The organism is Paenibacillus sp. J31R120, assembly GCF_056269225.1.
Genome location: NZ_JBWDNN010000003.1, coordinates 18,812 through 36,307 on the forward strand (window position 1 = coordinate 18,812; position 17,496 = coordinate 36,307).

At 52.4% G+C, this 17,496-nt stretch carries 12 protein-coding genes; 1 reads left to right on the forward strand and 11 read right to left on the reverse strand.

Translation table 11 applies throughout. The features are described from left to right. Nucleotides 1-16: 16 nt before the first annotated feature. Nucleotides 17-946 (forward strand): tyrosine-type recombinase/integrase, encoded by a 930-nt coding sequence (locus tag AC0YNW_RS12320; RefSeq protein ID WP_475832236.1) that lies wholly within the window; start codon nucleotides 17-19, stop codon nucleotides 944-946. A gap of 288 nt (nucleotides 947-1,234) precedes the next feature. Here AC0YNW_RS12320 and AC0YNW_RS12325 read toward each other — a convergent pair whose 3' ends face one another. The 11 genes from AC0YNW_RS12325 to AC0YNW_RS12375 all read right to left on the reverse strand — a co-directional run bounded on the left by AC0YNW_RS12325 (nucleotide 1,235) and on the right by AC0YNW_RS12375 (nucleotide 17,485). Then, on the reverse strand, nucleotides 1,235-5,314 hold the full coding sequence (locus AC0YNW_RS12325; RefSeq protein ID WP_475832237.1) for a discoidin domain-containing protein: 4,080 nt from the start codon (nucleotides 5,312-5,314) through the stop codon (nucleotides 1,235-1,237). A 142-nt stretch (nucleotides 5,315-5,456) separates the two neighbouring features. Continuing rightward, nucleotides 5,457-7,001, reverse strand: coding sequence for a helix-turn-helix domain-containing protein (locus AC0YNW_RS12330; protein WP_475832238.1), 1,545 nt, complete (start codon nucleotides 6,999-7,001; stop codon nucleotides 5,457-5,459). A gap of 635 nt (nucleotides 7,002-7,636) precedes the next feature. Continuing rightward, a complete protein-coding gene (locus tag AC0YNW_RS12335) occupies nucleotides 7,637-8,173 on the reverse strand; it encodes a flavodoxin family protein (RefSeq protein WP_475832239.1) in 537 nt (178 codons plus the stop codon). A 58-nt stretch (nucleotides 8,174-8,231) separates the two neighbouring features. Beyond that, a complete protein-coding gene (locus AC0YNW_RS12340; RefSeq protein WP_475832240.1) occupies nucleotides 8,232-9,485 on the reverse strand; it encodes an ATP-grasp domain-containing protein in 1,254 nt (417 codons plus the stop codon). A 157-nt stretch (nucleotides 9,486-9,642) separates the two neighbouring features. Further along, nucleotides 9,643-10,872 carry an MFS transporter gene (locus AC0YNW_RS12345; RefSeq protein WP_475832241.1) on the reverse strand — a complete coding sequence of 410 codons (1,230 nt, stop codon included), beginning with the start codon at nucleotides 10,870-10,872 and terminating at the stop codon, nucleotides 9,643-9,645. Further along, the gene (locus AC0YNW_RS12350) at nucleotides 10,862-11,809 is read right to left on the reverse strand and encodes a transketolase family protein (RefSeq protein WP_475832242.1); all 948 of its coding nucleotides are present in this window, start codon (nucleotides 11,807-11,809) and stop codon (nucleotides 10,862-10,864) included. Before AC0YNW_RS12350 ends, AC0YNW_RS12345 begins: the two co-directional genes overlap by 11 nt. Next, a complete protein-coding gene (locus AC0YNW_RS12355) occupies nucleotides 11,806-12,609 on the reverse strand; it encodes a thiamine pyrophosphate-dependent enzyme (protein WP_475832243.1) in 804 nt (267 codons plus the stop codon). Before AC0YNW_RS12355 ends, AC0YNW_RS12350 begins: the two co-directional genes overlap by 4 nt. Then, the gene (locus AC0YNW_RS12360) at nucleotides 12,566-14,455 is read right to left on the reverse strand and encodes a M20/M25/M40 family metallo-hydrolase (protein WP_475832244.1); all 1,890 of its coding nucleotides are present in this window, start codon (nucleotides 14,453-14,455) and stop codon (nucleotides 12,566-12,568) included. Before AC0YNW_RS12360 ends, AC0YNW_RS12355 begins: the two co-directional genes overlap by 44 nt. Beyond that, nucleotides 14,455-15,507 carry an N-acetyl-gamma-glutamyl-phosphate reductase gene (gene argC / locus AC0YNW_RS12365; protein WP_475832245.1) on the reverse strand — a complete coding sequence of 351 codons (1,053 nt, stop codon included), beginning with the start codon at nucleotides 15,505-15,507 and terminating at the stop codon, nucleotides 14,455-14,457. The genes AC0YNW_RS12360 and argC overlap by 1 nt, the downstream gene beginning before the upstream one ends. Beyond that, nucleotides 15,504-16,826, reverse strand: coding sequence for a DegT/DnrJ/EryC1/StrS aminotransferase family protein (locus AC0YNW_RS12370; RefSeq protein WP_475832246.1), 1,323 nt, complete (start codon nucleotides 16,824-16,826; stop codon nucleotides 15,504-15,506). Before AC0YNW_RS12370 ends, argC begins: the two co-directional genes overlap by 4 nt. Next, complete coding sequence (locus AC0YNW_RS12375) at nucleotides 16,823-17,485, reverse strand: degT/DnrJ/EryC1/StrS aminotransferase (protein WP_475832247.1); 663 nt, start codon at nucleotides 17,483-17,485, stop codon at nucleotides 16,823-16,825. The genes AC0YNW_RS12370 and AC0YNW_RS12375 overlap by 4 nt, the downstream gene beginning before the upstream one ends. Nucleotides 17,486-17,496 lie beyond the last annotated feature (11 nt).

Here is a 17,496-nt window from a genome sequence, read left to right on the forward strand (position 1 = left end):
GAACAGGTGTGACTTGATGACTTATCCATCCGAAACGTATGAGCGAGAGCTTCAATTGTTCCAAATGTACATGAAAGACCGGGAATATGCCAAGGATACCCAGACGGCTTATCTTCACGATCTGAAGCATTTTCTGATCAACATAGACGGCAAAAAAATAACGGACGTCACGAACATCGATATTATGAACCATCTTACCCTCGTGCGCGAAACGGGAGCGGGTGCCCGCTATCGCAACCGATGCCAATCAGCTATTCGCCTCTTCTATAAGGTGATGATTAAGTTCAACGCGGCATCGGCCAATCCCGCTATGGATATCGAGAAAGCCAAGGTGGACAAAAACCGTAAGCCCGCTTTTCTGGAAAAGCAGTACCTGGATTCTTGCATGGGGCTGATCGAGGGCAAATATCGTGTACGTGATGTATCTATTGTTGCTTTAATGGCTTATGCTGGTCTGCGCGTCAGCGAAATCGTAAAGCTGAATACGATCGATATCAGCGGGAATACGCTAAGCGTTCGGGGCAAAGGCGACAAGTGGCGCTACATCCCCCTCCCCCCGGAGCTGCTGGAGCTGCTGCTGCATTACTTGACTGACGAACGGCTCGAACCGCGCAACAAGAAAGACGAGCATGCGTTTTTTATATCGCAATTCGGACGCCGCATTAGCAAGCGAATGGTTCAGACCGTTACAGAAGCGACATTTGACGCCTTGAAGGAGCAATTTCCGCATTTAAGAGGCATGCCGCTTTCTTCGCATAAGCTCAGACACTCCTTTGCAACCGATCTGCTGCGCAGCGGTGTTGACCTTCGTGCAGTTCAGGAGTTATTGGGCCATGAAGACATATCGACAACGCAAATTTATACGCATGTGCTCGACGAGACGAAGCAGCGTGCGATGAGCAGCGTCCGTCCTTCCATTCCAAGCTTTGCCGCAAGCGAATTATGAATTTAGCTAAAATACAGCTGCAAGCACAAGAGGCTGGGCGAGATGACCAGCCTCTACTTCCAATTATGGAGTTCATGATCCCTCTACACACTTTTTGAAGCGAAGCCTCTAATAATTGGCAATACCTTTAATTCCAGTTACAATATACCACTTGATTCATTTTTAAATGTTACAAATATAATAATTGTGAACGTAACTATATTTATGTAAACTTAATCTCATTAATTAAAATCAACAAACGACCGCACCGATTTTCGATGCAGTCGTCTGAAGCTTACCTTATCTTTTTTAATAACCATATACCCCGAAGTTGTACAGGGAGTAACCATATGGTGTTCCGCGTTCTGTGGCGCTTAATCGTACATAACGCCCGTTCCCGCTCACTGGAATCGTTTCCGTACCGCCCGCTCCTGTTACAGTGCTGTACAGATCGGTCCAGTCTGAGCCGTCACTCGATACTTGCAGCTTGTAAGACTTGCCGTATGCCGTCTCCCAATTCAGCTCGATGCGGGTCAGCGTTCGTGCTTGCCCTAAGTCTACGCTGATCCACTCTTCATCATTGCCGAGCTGGGATGCCCAGCGTGTAGCGCTGTCTCCGTCGAATGCCAGGCTAGCGTCAAACGGGACTTCAATGGAGGAAGCCGAAGCGGTTTTGCCTTGCGACAGCAAGGACTCCGATGGTAGATTGCCCCCTCCGTATACCTTCAGCTCATAAATGGAATATCCATAAGGTGTAGCTCGTTCCGTCGCATAGACGCGCACATGTTGAGCGCTGCCGCTTACTGCGATCTCGTCGACGCCTCCGTCCCCTGTCGTTGTGCTATAGATATCGTTCCAAGCTGATCCGTCGTTCGAGAATTGAATTTTATAGGATTTAGCATATGCTGCTTCCCAGGTTAGCTTGATAGAGCTGATCGTTTTTTCGCTGCCGAGATCGACTGCGATCCACTCCGGATTCGTGCTGTATTGGGATGCCCAGCGCGTGCCAGAGTCACCGTCAACTGCTCCGCCGCCTGTGAAAGGACCTTCAACAGAAGAGACGGTCGTTGGACGATTTAACGCCAGATTCACATCGGGCTGCTCGCCGCCTGAGCCGTCTCCGCCATCCCACTCAACCCAATCGTCTGCGGCATTCGTGTTTTGCAGCGGGTTAACGGATACAAGCGATTTGGGTCCGACAATCGCGGTGCCAGTTGTACCTGAGCTGTTTTTGAACGTTACCGTTACCGTGCTGGAAGTCGGGTTCCAGATCTGAGCGGTATATTGTCCGTTTTTCTTGTATACGGAAGCTCCGCTCCAGCCGGTTGCCCAGACATCCGTTGTTCTCTCGCCAAGCGATGCCATGCTGTTAACGAACCAATACGTGTTGAAAATCTCATTGCGCTGCATAGTCGTCGTTTGCCACTTGGCCAGTACGGCTTGCGGATCGCTTAGCGCCTGAATCGGCCAAATAATATGCTGCCAATCCGTCTCCGGACCGCCATTGTCGGCTACGAAGCCAGCGTACAGCTCAGCTGCTTTGGTTTTGTTAAAGGCATAGCTCGTCAAATATTCGCTAGTAGGCAGCCAGTGGATGCCGTAGATATGCTCATCTTCACCGCTGAAGAATGTGCCGTAGAAATACGAAGTGCCATACACTTGGCCCACCGACTTATGCGTCCATTCCGGCAGCCAGTTGTCCCCGTCATAATTAAACCAATATTGCTCGATCGCTTTCAGCTCTGTGGTAAAGCCATAGATGGAGGCGTCGCGGTTCGCCGTATCGCCTTGCAGCAAGCTCCACATGTATTGGCCAACCCAGCCGAACAAGGATTCTCCGGCTGCCTCCTGATTGTTGCCGTTCGGATTGTCCGCGTATCCCCCTGCCCATGAATGGCCTTGATACGGATCGAAGGCACGGAAGCGCGGATAGAGCGGGTCGTTGTCCGACGGATTCGCATAATCGCGGATGAGATGATCAATCATTGGCTCATAATCCTGACGGAAGCCGTCATCGAAAGTAGACAGAACAGCAGATGCGAATACGTAGTAGCCATACGTGAAGTGATGGTCGGTTATGCCGTAGTTAGCACCGAATTCGCTCGTTTTGTAGTACATCGTACCCCAATGCGGATCATAGTAGAAGAAGTAGTCCGGCTCGCCGTCGGTATACGTATACCAATCGATTAGGATCAATTTGATTCGGCTCAGGAACTTATCCCGCAGCGTAATCTCGCCCATTTCATTGGCAGCCAGTGCGCCCATTGCCAGCGGATGAAGCCGCTTGCCCTGCCAGTACGCGTCTGCCGCCATCAGATTGCCGGATGTTTCCTCGTCCAGAATCTCCAGATACTCTACCATTTGCGCACGCGAATATTCCGGATTCGCAGGTTCCGTGAATTGCGGTATCATGCCGTAGAAGCGGTCCACGGTGGTAAAGGAATTGCCCTCGCGCACCTTCAGCGTACCGCGAATGGACGGATACGAATGTGAGGTGAGCGCGGACGTCGTCATTTTCCACTGATGAGGATACAGCGCCAGCAGCGTCTGGTTCGAGAAACCGCTGCGTACGAGCTGCGTCTCTGCTTGGAAATTCGTCGTAACGGTAGCATCCGCTGAATTGTAGCTGTACGTTACACCGGTATCTGTTACGAACGCATAAGCATGCTGGTAATAGAAATCAAGTGCAGAAGCGGATGGCAGTGAAGCCAGCGATACATAGTTGCCGCCGCTTCCAAGCTGAAGCTTCAGCTTGGATCCTGCTTTTTGGAACACGGTGCCTGGCGGTACGAACATGCCATAATATCTGGTCTGGATCGTACCTTGCGGACTGCCGTCCGTATTGGCAATGCGAATCCCAATCCGGTCGCCCGTGAACGTCGCGCCGTCAGAAGCGAGAATCGGTGTTCCGTTTCCGTCAGTAATTTGCGTAATGAGCGATGAGTACAGTTCTACCGAATTAGCGTCGCTGAACCGGCTGAACACATACGGCGAGCCTTTCACGAAAGTTACTTTCATCTTATCCGTAGTGTCGTCGCTCAGTACAGCATCTACGGCGAAGTCGCTATAGCCTGTTACTCGGTTCGACATTTTGGAGGTGTTGATATTGTTCGCCATCAGATACAGGTCCGGCGGACCGTCTGCGTTCACCGCATTGCCTGCGCTGTCCATCCATCCCGTACCCGGATTCAGAATGCTAAGTCCTTGCGGCGTAAAGCGGGACTTCAGCGGCAACGTAATGATGGGATCACCCAAAGGCTTGATGAGCATCGACTGCCACCAGTCATTGGAGGCGATCGGCGTATTGACGTTTGATGTTTTGTATTTTGGATAATTAGGCTGGGGCATGCCGATATCATTCGTCAGGTAGCTGCCTTCACCGGCCTGCACAATACTGCGCTGCGGCAAAGCCGGGATCGGATGCGAAGGCTGCGGATGGCCCGCCACATAATCGTATACTTCAAACTCAAAGAGCGAGTAGCCGAAGCTGGTTGCTCGGCTAATGCCCTTCATGCGTACGTATTGCCCGGAGGCATAGACCTGAATATCTTGCTTGCCACCGGCTCCGTACAGCTCCCTGTAGATCGGCGTCCAGTTCTGGGCATCATCCGACACTTCCAGATCATACGTACGGCCCCCAGCTTCCCATTGAAGCACAATGCGCCCGATTGTGCGCTTGCTGCCAAGGTCGACATAGATCCATTCATTATTCGTGTGGTTCGAACTCCACCGTGTCGCAGGGTTGCCGTCTACCGCATGTGCCGGAAGAGTGGAATTTGGCGGCAAGTATGCGGATTGCTCATAAGAAGAAGCGACGACTGGCCGGCTCAAAGCGACATTGGGACCATATTGCAGAGGCGGTTCGTTAATGCCGCCCGTACCGTATACTTCAAACTCGAAGATGGAGTAGCCGTATGCGCTAAGCGCTCTCTCCAATCCCAGGATGCGGACGAACCGGCCTTGGCCTGTGATCGCCAGATCATCGACGCCCCCATCGCCGTTCACGACGGTATGAATGTCTGACCAATTCATTTCGTTATTGGAGGTTTGAATCTTGTATGCACTTGCATAAGCGCCCTCCCATTGAATTTTGATGCGGTCAATCGTTGCCTGTGCTCCCAGATCGACATAAATCCATTCGTCGTCCGAGCCCCACGCGCTCGACCATCGCGTACCTGAATTTCCGTCAACAGCTTGATTGGGCGTCATGCCGCTTTCACTTGACGATGCGTAGGCGGTCTTGTTTTGCGAAAGCAGGTAGGAATCCGCCGCATACACCGGATCAGGTGAAGCGAAACTGATGAGCGGCGTCATAAGCGCCGCGGCAAGCATAGTAAGCAGCCCCTTCCGTATCCCGGAAGGTTTCTTTCTCTTAATCGTCTCCATCATGTACCTCCTCATTGGTATTGAGCAAGGCGTTAACCTGCTCACTATGAGTGTAAAAGGATAGAGACCTCGGTTGAACTGCACGAATCAACGGAAATTGTAATAATAATCTGGTGTTCTCTCATCACGTAACGATCCAGCTCGGTTACATTCTCTTCCGGTAACTACCCGGCGACATGCCGGAATAGGTTTTGAATGCCCTGCTGAAATACGTCAAGCTGTTATAGCCGACTTGCTCCGCCACCTCGTAAATCATGAGTTCCGGAGACAGCAGCAGCTCCTTAGCGCGATTCATCCTTTCCCTGACGATATAATCGCTGAAGCTCACCCCGGCATGCTCCTTGAACAAATAGCTGAAATGGCTTTGTGAATAGGAAAAAGCGTCAGCTACCTCCTTCAGCGACAAGTCGCTCCTGAGTCGAGTCTGCACATAGCTCTCAATTTCCGGAAGCAATGCCCATTGGTTGGTTTCTTCCTTCCGCTGCATCGTCTCGGATAGCTCGAAAGCCGTTCGTCTGAGCCAAGATTTGATTTCGCCAATCGTTTCGAATCGTTCTATCGCAGCCATCTCCCTATGACCCCAGTCTCCGCCCTTGTTCACGGACTCCTCTTTTTCTTGAACATAGTCCTCTAGCTTGGTCATTAACAGCATCGTGAAACGGCGGATGCGGACGGGATCACCATGAACACTCGCCTGGTTATATAATTCGTCAATCGTGTCGCATACCGCAACCAGTCGGTAGCCAGTAACGGCATCGAGCAACTGGTCGGTTAATGCCTTGACATCAGTTGAGCCATGAACGGTTCCAAGCCTGATGTGGCCAGGCGGAATAATCCGGTTTTTGCCCGCGAACATTTTGCTGTCCATTGCTTCCGACGCTTCCCGATAAGAACGCGGCAATTCGTTTAGTTGCGGGACATGGCTGCCATACGCCGCCGTTAGCGTGTAGGATGTCTTACTTTGTACTGAGCGGCGAACTTGTTCGATTTCCGGCTCTAAAGAATCGGGAGTTCCCGCATAGACCATCGCAGCCCGATAGACCGATAGCCGGCAGCCGAAGCCAAAAGCCAGTCGGGCTAATTGATTGCTGAATTGAAGCAGCACCCAGTCAATCGTCTTGTGGTTTTCTAAGTCCGCTTCCACATGATCAATCTCAATTAGAACGACATGATAAGGCCCAGTATGTACGACCGGCATATAGGTATCCAGCAGTTGATGCAGCGTATCGTCAGTCATGGTCCCTTCCAGCAGCCGGCGAAGCATGTCCTGTCGTATGATGCCATAGTTAGGCAAGGGTCGTGAAGGTTGTCTTGCTTCTTCCAGCTCAGATAAAATAACGCGGATCTTCTCCGCAATTTCTCGTTCGTCTACGGGCTTCAGCAGGTAGCCGTCCGCTCTTAGATGCAGCGCCTGCTTCGCAAAGTCGAAGTCTTGATGTCCGCTAATAAACAGCGTTTTGAGCTCAGGCTGCAATTCTATGGAAATCCGGGCTAATTCAATTCCCGACATGAGGGGCATTTTAATATCAGTGACCAGCAAATCAATCTTATGATTTTGGATATAGAGCAGCGCAGCCATTGATTTATTTGTACTAAATACGATCTCGACGCCCAGCGATCGCCACGGCACCAGTTGTTGCATTCCGATCAGATCGTAAGTTTCATCATCTACAAGAACGGCTTTATACATCTGCCAACACGCCCTTCCCGCCTTTATCGCGACCTTCGATTGGCCTATATCCTGAGTTATAACGTTTCCAAAAATGATGTTGTGAACGCTTTCATACTCCAATAGCCTCCTTTCTTTATCCGTCCGATGCACGGCAATCGCCCGCCGTCAACGTATTAGTAAAGTGCCTTTATTGTCGCTCACCTTCTCCTTTTCCGTCAAACCCGAAATGTGCTCAAGTTATTTGTGATTTTGGTGTCTAATTCATTAGGCCTCATCTATTTTATCGAGGAAATGGAATCCGAAATGAATATGATTCTCCAATAATTAATGTAGTTAAATTAAAATAATTAACATGGTTAAATGATTCTATGTATAGCAAATGAAATAATGGGATCAAAACCCAGATGGCCGGATTGTAACATAACTAATATTATGTTAACTAAAATAGGGTGATCAGTCTGGAATGAACATCCATCTCCCCACTTGGAGGCTTCTTGTACGCAGCGACTTAGTCTAGCTATGGCTCGTACAAGCAGCTTCGCTCTTTGCACAACAAAAAACCTTCCCACTTAGGGAAGGCTGAAGGAGTAAAGACGGTATTTGGAATAAATTCAACGATTGAGCCACTAGTTCAAGATTCGCTATCTTTTGTGTTACGCTTGCCAGTTCTTACGAATTTCCTCGACGGCTGCTAGCGCTGCGTTGTCCTGCAAGATGTCGCCTGGGCGATTGCCTTTGCCTAAAATATAGCCTTCAAACGATGTGCCTGTATATTCAAATATATACTGAAATTGCTGTACAAGCGGAATTCCTTTCAAATGCGGCACGTCATCGCCGACTCCTATGACCCAGGCGGATTTGGTGGCTAATCGGGCAAGAAACTCCGTCTTATTTTCCCTGAGCGATTGGGACCAGCGATCAATGAATGTTTTGGTCAATCCTGACGGCCCATACCAGTAGATCGGCGTGGCAAATACGAGTTTGTCTTGTTCCAGCACCCGACCGATCACATGATGATAATCGTCATTGGGATAAGGTTCCTTCTCGCTGTGGCGGTAGTCTTGAATCGGTTGAATGGCATAGTCGGACAAATAAATATGATCGGCGTCGAAGCCGTCAACCAGCCGTTTGGCCAGCTGCTCTGAGTTCCCGTTGCGGCGCGAGCTGCCGTAAATGACTGCGATTCCCATTGCTAGCCACCTTTCCTAAGGAGAAAATTCACGCAAATTCATTTGTTAATGACATTAACTATACAATGCCTGCTTCCTGCTGACGGTATACGACCTGTAAATTCCCCAGTAACTGTAGGGCAAGCTGCTTCGCTTCCTGTGGCGTATCGGCTGTGGTGATGAAGTAGCCGAGACGGTCATCAGAGCTCCTGGCTACGGCTACAGCATCTCCGGGCTCAGCAATAAGATGAGATCGGACAACTTGAGGATGCGCTTGAAGCGCGACGAATCCATTAATGCTTTCGAACAAGCCATCTTGATCAGCTGTTACGTATGCAATCGCTGCTGCGCGTTCATGCTTTTTCTGAATATCGATTGGACGTTCCAAGTAGTAGTTGACTGTCGCTTCAAAGATATCAACACCGAACGCTTGAACAAGCAAATCGGAGGAGATATTGTCGCCGCCCGGCCTTCCGTTCACCTCAATAATGCGCGGCCCGCCGGGAGTAAGTTTCACTTCGACATGGCTTGGTCCGTTTACGATGCCGATCGCATGAAGCGCGTCGACAGCAGTGCGAATCAAGTCATTCTCCTGCTCCGCATAAGAAGGTGTGGGAAGCGTGTGTACAATTTCCACAAAATAAGGCAGTGGCGAGGTAAGCTTCTCCGTCACTGTGTGGAACAATGGCACTCCTTCGTTCAAGAATAACTCCACGCTGAATTCAGGTCCTTCCAAATATTCTTCGATCAAATATTCGTCGCGCACCTTAAAGTCCATATACGTGACTTTGAACTCTACAATGATGTCGAACGCGGCTTTCAAATCCGTCTCATCATAAATAAAATAGACGTTTTGACTGCTTGCCGCATTGGTGGGCTTCAGCACAACCGGATAGCCGATCTCCTCAGATGCGGCCAACGCTTCTTCATAGGTTTTCACCTTCTTGAACTTGGCGCTTGGTACGCCATGCTCCGCATAAGCTTGGCGGGCTAGATCCTTATTGCGCGCCTTGAGCGCGGACTCATAAGGAATGCCCCGCAGGCCAAGCCGCTCTGCCACTCTGGCAGTCAAGTGCGACGCATAGTCGGTCGCGGGGATAAGCGCATCCAGTTTCCCTGCATAAGGCGAAGCTTGAATCGCTTGATAGAGTGATTCTTCGTCTCTGATGTCGGCTACGATCAGGTCATGGTAGATGCCTTCGTAGCCGTATTTTTGCGGATTATCCGTTGATGAGACGATAGAGATGACGTGATGTCCCTGCTCGTAAGCAACTCTGGCGAAGCTGACCCCATAAAAGCTGGGTTCCACAAAAGCTACTGTTTTTATTGACATGTTATATCCTCCTAAAAGGTTTGCTCCGCAAACCTACTTCGTAAGCATGAGCTTAAGGTTTGCGGAGCAAACCTACTTCGTGAGCAAACTCACATCCATAACCAGGAAGACGCAGCCTGCACTGACTACACCGGGCAAGTCGCTTCCTTCCCTTGATCTAACTCAAATTAGCCTCCACTTCCACCGGTTTCTTTTGCGAGGCTTTGCTATTCAGAACGAAGTAAATAACAAAACCAAAGAACATGATGCCGCTCATGCACAAGAAGCCGATCCCTGGTGAATAGCGGTCAATGATGACGCCAAGTCCAGTGGCCGATACAGTCTGAAGCAGCAGGGAGATCGCCATCCATACGGAAGTTGCCCGGCCCATATACGACTTGGATACCGTCTCCATCAGCGTTGTCGTGATCAATATCCGAAGAGAAGAGTTCGTAAGCCCAATCAAGACGCTGCCAGCGTACAACAAAAGAATTGTGCTGTTCACCGCTACAGCAATTAGATTGAGTACAGCAACCAAGAAGAATAGCACAATGGCGCCGTGCGAAGACAGTTTCTTTGCAAGCGGAGCTGCGAGAAATCCCGACAGAAGTCCTCCTACGCCGTAGAACATATCCGATAACCCGAATACGACAGAATCGCCTCCAACGACCTGACTGACATAACCCGGAAGCACGACGTTGAACACCATGGTCGATACCAGCGGGATGACCGATACAATGCCGAGCAGGAAGATAAACGGCCTATCTGTCAGATAGCGAATGCCGTTTTTGAACGTCACGAGGAAGGGCTCGCCCTCCTGCTCCGCTTGAATAGGCGTATAGCGGATTCGGCTCAGGAAGACGCTGCTCACGATAAAAGCGGCAGCATTCAAGAGCAAGATGATCTCAAACCCAATATATTTGTACAAAATGCCCGAAAGAGCGCCCGCCATAAACATGCCCACCTGCAGGCTGATCTCAATGAGCGAGTTGCCGTGAATCAGATCCTTCTCCGGCAGGATCTCCTGGACGAGACTTCGCGAAGCGGACATATAGAGCGCCCACCCCATTCCGTTAATAGCGGCGAAAGCATACAAATATTCGATACGGAAACCTGTTGTGAAGAAAGCGGCAGCGATCAGCAGCAACGCGGCGGCGCGGACGATATTGGCCCACTGAATAATCGACCTGCGATTCCACTTGTCAATTAGCGTACCGGCAAAGGAAGAGATCAGAAAGCCTGCAATGACATTCAACGAGAGCATAAGACCAACGGAAGTCAGCGAGCCGGTCGCATCCATCAGATACCAGTTGGCGCCGATCGTACTCATGCCTACTCCGAAGCCCGACACAATATCCGCAATGAAATAATGCCGAAAGTTCCTCGGCTTCAATACGCTAAAAATCATGCGCTACACCTGCTTCTTCCAATTGGCTGATTTGCTTCCGCAGCGGCGCAAGACCAAAGCCCAAATCGTCCAATACCTCTGAATGGCTGCCGCCGTAGACCGGCCAATGCTCGCCGCAAGCATGCGAATGGATTTCATGCTGCGGGAGAAGCAGTGCCAAGTACGAAGCTGTCCCTCCTGTAGCGCGATGCTCCTCTACGACTAGGAAACGGTCGGCTATGGAGGTCAGCATCGTGCTATAAGACTTCAAGCTGTCAATATCGACATAGCAGAGATGGGCATGCGCAATCGTTGGATTTTCCTCCACAATGGTTTTGCATAGCTCAGTCGCTTGCTCTCCTACCGAGATCAGGCATAAGCGCGAGCGAGTTCCTCCACCATCTGCTCCGCCTTGCAGCAGAAGCTCGCGGCAGCTTGCTTCCTCCGGACGGTATAGGCTGTCGAACGTATCGTTGCGGGATAGCCGGATATAGTAAGGCTCCGGCGATGCGGCTGCTTCTCTAATGACCCGTCTCGTTTCCTCCTCCCCATGGGGGCAAGCGATTCGGATATTTTGGAAGGACTGGATAACGGCAATGTCCTCCAGTGTATGGTGTGTCGTGCCGAACCAGCCGCCTGATACTCCCCCGTATGCTGCGACCACCTTGATGTTTTTGCCCATATAGCCCATCGACAGCTTGATGCTCTCGGAAGCCCGCAGTGCGGCAAAGGCGGCGAAGGTGGAAAAGAACGGCACATACCCAGCCTCCGCCAAACCAGCGGCAATGTCGATGCCGGCTAGCTCTGCGATGCCCACATTGTAGAAGCGTTCGGGATGCTGCTTTTGGAAGGGGTGATTTTTGCCGCCAAGATCGGCTTCCATACAGATGATTCTCTCATCCGTATACGCGAGCTTTGAGAGTTCGTCCTTGTAGGCGTCACGGCCTGATAGCGTCATGGCAGACTCACCTTCCATCTTCGGGCCAGCTTCTCCGGAATTTTCGCATAATGCGCTTCCGGATTGCCCTCAATGGCCGGTACGCCCTTACCTTTCACCGTCTGGGCCAGGACGGCGACCGGACGGACGGGATCTGGCTCTAGCGCCTCCATTATATCTTCGAAGCGGTGGCCGTTAATCTCTCTTACGGTGAAACCGAATGCTTCGAAGCGCTCCCGCAAGTTGGGCATAGGCGAGATATCCTGCACATAACCGTCATTTTGCCCGCCGTTGCAGTCTACGACATAGATGAAATTGGCAAGCGACTGCGCTTGCACGATTTGCGCAGTCTCCCAGCATAGTCCCTCCTGCAGCTCTCCGTCACCGCCGATAACGATGCTAATACCGTCCTTCCCCCTGAGCTTCTGGGCAAGCGCCCATCCTGCTCCATACGATATCCCGTGGCCAAGGCTGCCAGTTGCGAACGGAATGCCGGGCAGCTTGTGATTGGGGTGTCCGGTGAAGAGCGAGCCTGCGCGTCCATATCCGGCAGCGGGGTTCTCCGTGATCGTTCCGTTCACATAAAGCGCGGCATATAACGCCGCGGCCGCATGTCCCTTGCTTAACAGGACAAGCGACGAGGGGTCATCGCCTCTCTTCGCATAAGCTCCGAGCAGCAGATCGATGACGGATAGACTTCCGCCGATATGGCAGCCTGTCGGTGTAGCAGCCATATCGATGATCAGCTCTCTGGCTTCTTTCGCTTTTCTCAGCAGCTCAGGAATAGCTTCCCTGCTTGGTGCCGATAACGCTTGCTCCATTTCGAACCTCCGTTCGCAGCCGGAACCACTCGCTCACGGCTTCTCTCAGAATTGATCGCGCGCCTTGCGCCTCAGCATGATGCAAGTATTCATCGTTCGTATGGTCCAGACTGGAATCGCCTGGACCATAAGCAACCATCGGAACATGCTCCCAGGTGGTCGCGAGCGTGTTCATATCGCTTGTGCCGCGTTTCTTAAGATAGCGAATCGACTTGCCATGCTTGGCGAAGCTGCGAACGAAAGCCTTAACAAGCGTATCCGATCGCGGATTGGCAAAACCCGGCGTCGCGCGCAGCACTTCTATCGTGATCCCCTCACCCAAGTTCAAGTCTACGCGGTCCTTATAGTTCTTTCCCGCCGCGGGAGAGATGCGAAAGTTCAGCGTGCCGGCTACGGTGGAGTAGCCTTGCTCCTGCCGATGCTCGATATCGATCAGGGAGGACAACCCCTCAGGATCGATAGCGCTGACGCGCTGGCGTATTTCGGCCACGACGCCATAGAGCTCGTCGATAACGCTGATGCTGTCTTTCGCTGCCGTATGCTCTTGCGCCCGGCGAATCGCAATGCGCAGCTTGAACAGGCCGTAATAGCCGAGCGTCAGACTGTCTTCCCCGCTCGGCTCACCGATAATGATCGCATCGGCGGTATAATGGTCCCGGATGAAGAAAGCCCCCTTGGAAGAAGAGATTTCCTCCTCCACCGCTCCGATGACAAGCAGAGAGCCATTCTCCGGCACATCCACATCCTCCAGCATGTGCAGGAAGTTGACGAAGCTGCCCTTGGCATCTACGACTCCCCTTCCGCCTACGCCTTCCGCATTGGCCCGAACCGGCCATACATGCGGCACCGTATCGATATGTCCCAGCAGGAGCAAGGTATTAGGGCCATTTCCTTTCCGAAAAACGATATTGCCCGCGCCGTCAATCTCGCCCGACACATTCGGATGCTTCACTTCAGCCAGCAGAAAACGGGCAAGCTCATGCTCATCGCGTGAGACAGAAGGAATAGCTGTCGTCCAATGAAGCAAATTACGTTCTGCTGTATCGCGGTTGAACGGCCAGAACCAGGTACGGCCGCCTTCCAGCGTATGAGGTCCAGCTATGCTGACATCGCTGACTCCGCCTTCTAAGGCAATTCGTGCGGCGCGCACCTTCTGCTTCATCCGGCCTTGCGCCGCGTCGACCTCGTCCTCAGCATAGACATGCCGGATAGTAGAGAGCGGTTCTTCCATATTACGCAGCAATCCGGGCGTGCCGGTGACGAAGCGCAAATGGTGGGCGCCCAGCTCATTGGCTAGATGGGCAGCCAGCACATCTGCGTCAATATTAATATAAGAAGCCAGCTCGGGGTCCCAGATTGGCGGTGTCAATACGACGGCATCAAAGGCGTCAAGCGCGGACAACAGGAACGGCTTCAGACTCTCGGTGAAAGTGCCGAACAGCGAGTCGCGGACAATAATGGTTCGTCCGTCGCGAATCGCCTTGATCGGCTTTGCTTTTCGGCCGCGAATAAGTCCTTGCTCCCCGCCAAGCTGGGCATAGACGGTCAGCCCTAACGCCGATAACTGATCTCGAATAACCGACAAGATGTTTTCATGATAGGCTTGACGGATATAAGGCATTTCCTCCGGCGAGCAATATCTGGCTTCATCGCCAGACGGCAGCGTCAAGAAAGGCATCGCACGACCAATGACCTCATATTTCTGGCGAATGGCCTCCGCGCCTCCGGCGACCAGCAGCAGCCGGTTACCTCGCTTCACGATTTCATGGATTTCGGCAAAAATACCGGGATGATTCACAATGGTGCTGCTGCCGAGCTTAATGACATACAGGCTTTCTTGTCTCATTAAGGCCACGCTCCTTCTCCGTCGAACCGAAGCGCTGTCTCCTCGGGAAATCCGAAGTACAGGTTAGCCGCTTGCACAGCTTGCCCTGCCGCACCCTTAAGCAAATTATCAATTGTAGCAATCGAGACGCAGCTGCGTCCGTCGACATAAGCGCCGATCTCGGCGATGTTCGTGCTCACGACGGTTTTAATCATAGGCGCTCCGTTGCCGGAGCTGAAGTAATGCAAGAATGGCTTGCCGGCATAAGCGCTGAAAAACGTTTTTTTCACATCAGCTGCCGTTACCTCCTCCTTCAGATAGGAGTAAGACGTCGCCATGATGCCTCGCGGCAAATCCAGGCTAAAGACGGAAAACTGCAAGTCGACGGTCTGCTTCAAATGAAGAGACAGTGCATGCTCAATCTCCGGACGATGCCGGTGGCCGTGCAGCTTGTGTACCCGGAAGTTTTGGGAGCGCTCCGCATGATGCTCGGTCGTCGACTTCCCCCCGCCGCTGGAGCCGGTCTTGGCGTCAGTGATAACGCGCGGCTCGATCAGCCCAGCGGCAACGAGCGGATACAGCGTGTAGATGGTCGCTACCGCCATGCACCCTGGCAGATTAACGACTTTGGCTGAACGGTCGATTTCGCTGAATTCGGGAATAAAGTAATGGGCGCTTCCGTCCAACTCATGCTGAAGCGTCTCCGGATAATACTTTTGCAGCAGATCGGCATCAGACAGCCGGTAATCGCCGCTGACGTTGAAGATGTAATCGGTATGCTGGGCGACACGCTGGGCGATCTTGGGCAATTGCCCCGTAGGCAGACAGGAGAAGATGGCGTCATAATGTCCATCCAGATCGCTTGCCTTGCTAAATTTCAGGGAACTCGGCTTCTTCTTGTGAATGGAGCCGATAAAGTATTTGTCCACGGGGAAGCCGGCCTTCGACTCCGATGAGACGAAGGCGACCTCGAATTCGGGATGTCTGCCGAGCAGCCGATACAGCTCTGCGCCGGTGAACCCGCTTCCGCCGAGGATGGCTACCCGTTTTTGTCCGTAAGTTGTTTCCGTCATCCCAGCCGTGCGTCCCTTTCGTACAGCACGGTCAAATCGCTGCTTCGCGCGGCCAGTTCCCTGATGGCCTCCGGATTGGCGTCGATTTTTTTGAAAGCAAGCGCATAAGCCTGGATACGTTCGTATTCAATCGGCGTACGCAGCTCACGGCAAATCGTTAGCGTATTGCGCAGCATCTTCAGCGTCTCAGGGAAATGTTGAAGCTCATATCCGAAATCCTGGCGGTTCGACAGCGAGAAAGGATAGCCGTTGCCAAAACCCTTGCGATTCTTGAACGGCAGATGTCCCGGAATCGGCACGTTCTGCCACTCTCTCGCATATACGCCTTCCTGGTTAATGAGCTGCTGCACCGCATCCTTTACCCGGTAATCCTCCAGATCATCCAGCCCGAGCCGCTCAGGAGATAGCTTCACGCGATACATATTGTAGCTGTGATTGTACCCCTCCGGTACGAAAGGGCCGCTGAACAGCTTCGTACCTTCCAGCTCCTTCGTCAAATACGCGGCGTTGCGCGCACGAATGGCGTCATAATACGGCAGCCGATCCAGCTGGCTAAGGCCGAATGCAGCGGCAATCCAAGACATGCGGTAATCGATGCCCGACGAGCGGAGGAAGCTTAGCGCCCGCTCATAATCCGCCTTCTCTCGGAAAAAGGAAATGCCGCCTTCTCCCCCAACGGGGAAGTTTTTGTCCGCCATTAAGCTTTGTCCCGCACCGTCCCCGATGGACCCTGCCAATTGACCGTTAAGGGATGCCGAATGCGCATGGGACGCATCTTCGACAAGCCGGAGCGAATAGCGATCGGCTATGGTTCGCAGCGCATGCAGGTCTGCCGGTAATCCGTGCACATGCACAGGCATAATCACTTTTGTCTTGCTCGTAATGGCGCGCTCGACCTTCGACGGATCGAGGCAATACGTAACGGGATCAATATCGACGAAGATCGGAATGGCCTTGGCCGCGACGACCGCCTGCGCGGTAGCAATGAAGGTGAAGGCCGGGACGATGACTTCATCACCGGGCTGCACCCCAACACCCACGAGCGCGAGATGCAGGCTGGACGTGCCGCTGGCAGTCGCTATGGCGTAGTTAGCGCCGACATACTTCCGGTAAGCCTCTTGGAACTCCTCGACGACTTGCTCGCCGTCCTGCTGAATCGAGACGAACATTTGGATTAGGTCTTCCTTTGCAATGATCGGGAAATTAGTCTTCCGGACATCCTCCGGTATAATAGACGGCCCGCCAAGGAAAGCGAGGGGATCGCTCACCCATTCTTCCTTCGGCAGAGCCAGCGGCTTGCGTATGAAGTCGGTCTTCATGAGGCGTTGTTCCTCCTTAGCAGCGTCAGCTTCACGCATGCGGCTACGAGCGGACTAAGCCGGTAATTGAACTGAACCGCCGGCTGCAGCTCTGGCTCGCTCTCTTCCTGGGTCCACATCGTCTGCAAGTCGAAGGCGCCGAATATTTTCAGCCGCTCCGCCTTCTTCCATACCAGCTCGTCGGAGGCGGCGATTGCGGCGGCCGGACCGAAGCCCAACGCCGTAAAGTCCAGCACCAGCACGGTGGCTGCAGCGCGCGCTTGCTTGACCGCGGTCTCCAGCTGCTCCAGATTGTCCCAGCTCACCTCCACGGTTGCGTAGGCGATCGGAACCTGAGTGTCATGTACAAGGTTTATGCCGAGCCATTGAAGGAAATTGCGCTCTTGCTCGCTTGGATGAGCCAGCCTGGCAGAAGAGCCGTGGACGAGGTCCTGACCCCAAAGCGCACCGTGCAGCGCGCCTGTATACGTATTGAATAAGGAAACATAGCGGGTCTGAGTCAGCTTGGCTATGCTTTTCTCCAATCCTTTAAGCTCTTGATCGTTTTTTTCGATACTCATAATGACGCCTGAATTCAGTACGCGCGATAGCACAAACGATAATGAAAAGTAATGCCCCTTCTGAATGACCGTTTTTGGTTTTGTCAGCGTCTCTCCCATGAATCTAGCTC

Bases quoted from the DNA above. Each gene is read 5' to 3' on its own strand.
- AC0YNW_RS12375 (WP_475832247.1), bottom strand. From the start codon at position 17,485: ATGGGAGAGACGCTGACAAAACCAAAAACGGTCATTCAGAAGGGGCAT.
- AC0YNW_RS12345 (WP_475832241.1), bottom strand. From the start codon at position 10,872: ATGATTTTTAGCGTATTGAAGCCGAGGAACTTTCGGCATTATTTCATT.
- AC0YNW_RS12360 (WP_475832244.1), bottom strand. From the start codon at position 14,455: ATGAGACAAGAAAGCCTGTATGTCATTAAGCTCGGCAGCAGCACCATT.
- AC0YNW_RS12340 (WP_475832240.1), bottom strand. From the start codon at position 9,485: ATGTCAATAAAAACAGTAGCTTTTGTGGAACCCAGCTTTTATGGGGTC.
- AC0YNW_RS12355 (WP_475832243.1), bottom strand. From the start codon at position 12,609: ATGGAGCAAGCGTTATCGGCACCAAGCAGGGAAGCTATTCCTGAGCTG.
- AC0YNW_RS12370 (WP_475832246.1), bottom strand. From the start codon at position 16,826: ATGAAGACCGACTTCATACGCAAGCCGCTGGCTCTGCCGAAGGAAGAA.
- AC0YNW_RS12325 (WP_475832237.1), bottom strand. From the start codon at position 5,314: ATGATGGAGACGATTAAGAGAAAGAAACCTTCCGGGATACGGAAGGGG.
- AC0YNW_RS12350 (WP_475832242.1), bottom strand. From the start codon at position 11,809: ATGACGCTATCAGGCCGTGACGCCTACAAGGACGAACTCTCAAAGCTC.
- AC0YNW_RS12320 (WP_475832236.1), top strand. From the start codon at position 17: ATGACTTATCCATCCGAAACGTATGAGCGAGAGCTTCAATTGTTCCAA.
- argC (WP_475832245.1), bottom strand. From the start codon at position 15,507: ATGACGGAAACAACTTACGGACAAAAACGGGTAGCCATCCTCGGCGGA.
- AC0YNW_RS12330 (WP_475832238.1), bottom strand. From the start codon at position 7,001: ATGTATAAAGCCGTTCTTGTAGATGATGAAACTTACGATCTGATCGGA.
- AC0YNW_RS12335 (WP_475832239.1), bottom strand. From the start codon at position 8,173: ATGGGAATCGCAGTCATTTACGGCAGCTCGCGCCGCAACGGGAACTCA.